Origin of the sequence: Streptomyces sp. NPDC057654 (genome assembly GCF_042800135.1) — a bacterium.
In the GTDB taxonomy this organism is placed as follows: Bacteria; Actinomycetota; Actinomycetes; order Streptomycetales; family Streptomycetaceae; genus Streptomyces.
Window position 1 is genome coordinate 1 of record NZ_JBHVHQ010001121.1, and the last position, 2,300, is coordinate 2,300.

At 71.6% G+C, this 2,300-nt stretch carries 2 protein-coding genes; both read right to left on the reverse strand.

What is annotated here, in order from left to right:
- Window positions 1–161 precede the first annotated feature (161 nt).
- Window positions 162–1,112: a presqualene diphosphate synthase HpnD gene (gene hpnD / locus ACFU99_RS41145; RefSeq protein WP_384403171.1), complete on the reverse strand. Its 951-nt coding sequence runs from the start codon at window positions 1,110–1,112 to the stop codon at window positions 162–164.
- Entirely contained in the window at window positions 1,109–2,008 is a 900-nt protein-coding gene (gene hpnC, locus ACFU99_RS41150) for a squalene synthase HpnC (protein ID WP_384403174.1), read from the reverse strand. Before hpnC ends, hpnD begins: the two co-directional genes overlap by 4 nt.
- Between the last annotated feature and the right edge of the window lie 292 nt (window positions 2,009–2,300).

Here is a 2,300-nt window from a genome sequence, read left to right on the forward strand (position 1 = left end):
CGTCGGGGCGGCCCTCCGTTCGCGCACTGTGCCGGTCGGGCCGGGCCGTTGTGCGTGGCGTCATGCGCCCACCCCCTCGGCTGATGAAGTCAGGGACGCGTCAGTCCGGCGGAGGGTTGCATACCGCTTGGACCACGTGTCCACGTGGGTCGTACGGGCCATCAAGCGCGCCCCCTGGCGGTGTGCCGGGAGACGGTGCGGGCGTCGAGACCGGAGAGGCCGCGCACGGCGACGTACGCCTTCTCGTGTCCGGGCAGAGATACGCGGCCGCGCAGGACGGCCGCGGGGTCGCGGGCGATGCGGTCGAGCAGTCTGCGGTAGATCCCGGCCATGGCGGCGACGCACGCGCCGCTGCGCCGGTCGAGCATGGGCAGCAGTTGGAACCCCTCCGCGAAGAGAGCTCGGGCCCGCCGTACCTCGAAGTGCACGAGGCCGGTGAAGTCCGATCCGGCCGGGGGCGTCGAGGAGTGGAACCCGGCGGCGCACCCGAACTTGGCCAGGTCGTCAGCGGGCAGATATGTGCGTCCGTTGCCCGCATCTTCGTGCACATCTCTAAGAATATTGGTCAGTTGCAGAGCAAGCCCGAGCGTATCGGCGTACTCGGGAGCGCGCTCGGCGCCACGAGCGCCGGGCACGGTGCCGAACACGCCCAGCGACAGCCGGCCGATGGCCCCGGCCACGCAGCGGCAGTAGATCTTCAGGTCGTCCCAGGTCTCGTAGGTCTCCCCGCGCACATCCATCAGCACCCCGTCGATGAGCTCGTCGAGCCCGCCGAGCGGGAGGTCGAAGCGGCGGGCGGCGTCCGCGAGCGCGACGGCCACCGGGTCGGTGTCGTCCTCGGCGACCGCGCCGTCCTTGACGCGGCCGAGCAGCGCGCGGGTCTCCTCCAGCCGGGCGTGTTTGGCGGCGGGCTCCAGCGTCCCGTCGCCGATGTCGTCCACGCGCCGGGAGAACGCGTACAGCGCGGACATCGCGTGCCGCTTCTCGGTCGGCAGCAGTCTGATGCCGTAGGCGAAGTTACGGGCCTGCTGCCCGGTGACGGCCTCGCAATAGCTGTACGCGGCGAGTACCGGCGCGGACGCGTGCGGCGATCCGTTCACGGTCCCGCTCACCCCTCTCTTCGCAGTGTCGCCCCCACCTCGCGCAGCAGGCTGAGCTTGGTGGGCTTGGGAGGTCCAGGGAGAACATCGTGCCCGGCGGCGGCGACCGCGTTCAGCGCGGCTCTCCCCCCGGCCACGAATCCCGCGAGCAACAGCTTCAGCCTGCCGTGGACGCTACCCACCAGGGGGGTGCCTTCATTCAGCAGCTCCCCGGCGCGTTGCGCCTCGAACGCGACCAGTGCGCGCACTGCCGCGCCGCCGCTCGGAGCGGCGAGGTCGGACTCGGTGACGCCGAATCGCGCCATGTCCTCGGCCGGGAGATAGATGCGGTCGCGCGCGAGGTCCTCGGCGACGTCCTGCAGGTGTTCGACGATCTGCAAGGCGGTGCAGACCGCGTCCGAGCGGCGGATCCGCTCGGGGCTTGCGGTGCCGGTGATGCCGAGCACGAGGCGGCCCACGGGGTTGGCGGACAGCTCGCAGTAGGCGAGGAGTTCGCCGTACGTGGCATAGCGGCGCACGTGCTGGTCCTGGCGGTTGGCCTCGATCAGGCCGCGGAAGGGGTCGGGGGCGAGCCCGCGCCGGTGCACGGTGGGGCCGAGCGCGCGCAGCAGGGGGTGGCGCGGGGCGGGGCCGTGGCGGTCGAAGACGCGGGCGAGGTCGCTCTCCAGGGCGTCGAGCATCGCGAGCCGGTCGTCGGCGCGGTCGCGGGTGAGGCCGAGCAGTTCGGCGTCCCGGCCGCCGGGGGCGAGGTCGCCGTCGCCGATGTCGTCGACGAGGCGGGCGTAGCCGTAGACCGCCATGAGGTCGGCGCGCCAGGCGCGCGGCACGAAGAAGGGCGCCACGGGGAAGTTCTCGGAGGCTGCCTTGCCGAGTACGGCCCGCTCATGCGCGTCCGTCGCGGCGCTCACCGAGGACTGCCCGGACCGGGGGCGGCTGCTGCGCCTTTTATCCGGAGAGTTCCCATAGCCATTGCCGTCACATCTCCCGTTCTACACTGCCGACCCAGAACATCCTATTTCGGACACGCCGCAGGCCCGTCCGCCCCCCGGACAGCTCCTCGGCGGCGGGCGGCGACACTTTCCACCCGACCTGCCGCGAATCAGCACCGGTACAGCGTACGCCGTACAAGTTCCCGGCGTACGCGGGGGTACATCCTTGATCGGTTGAACACCGCGTGGGGCGTGAATCTTCCCTCCAACC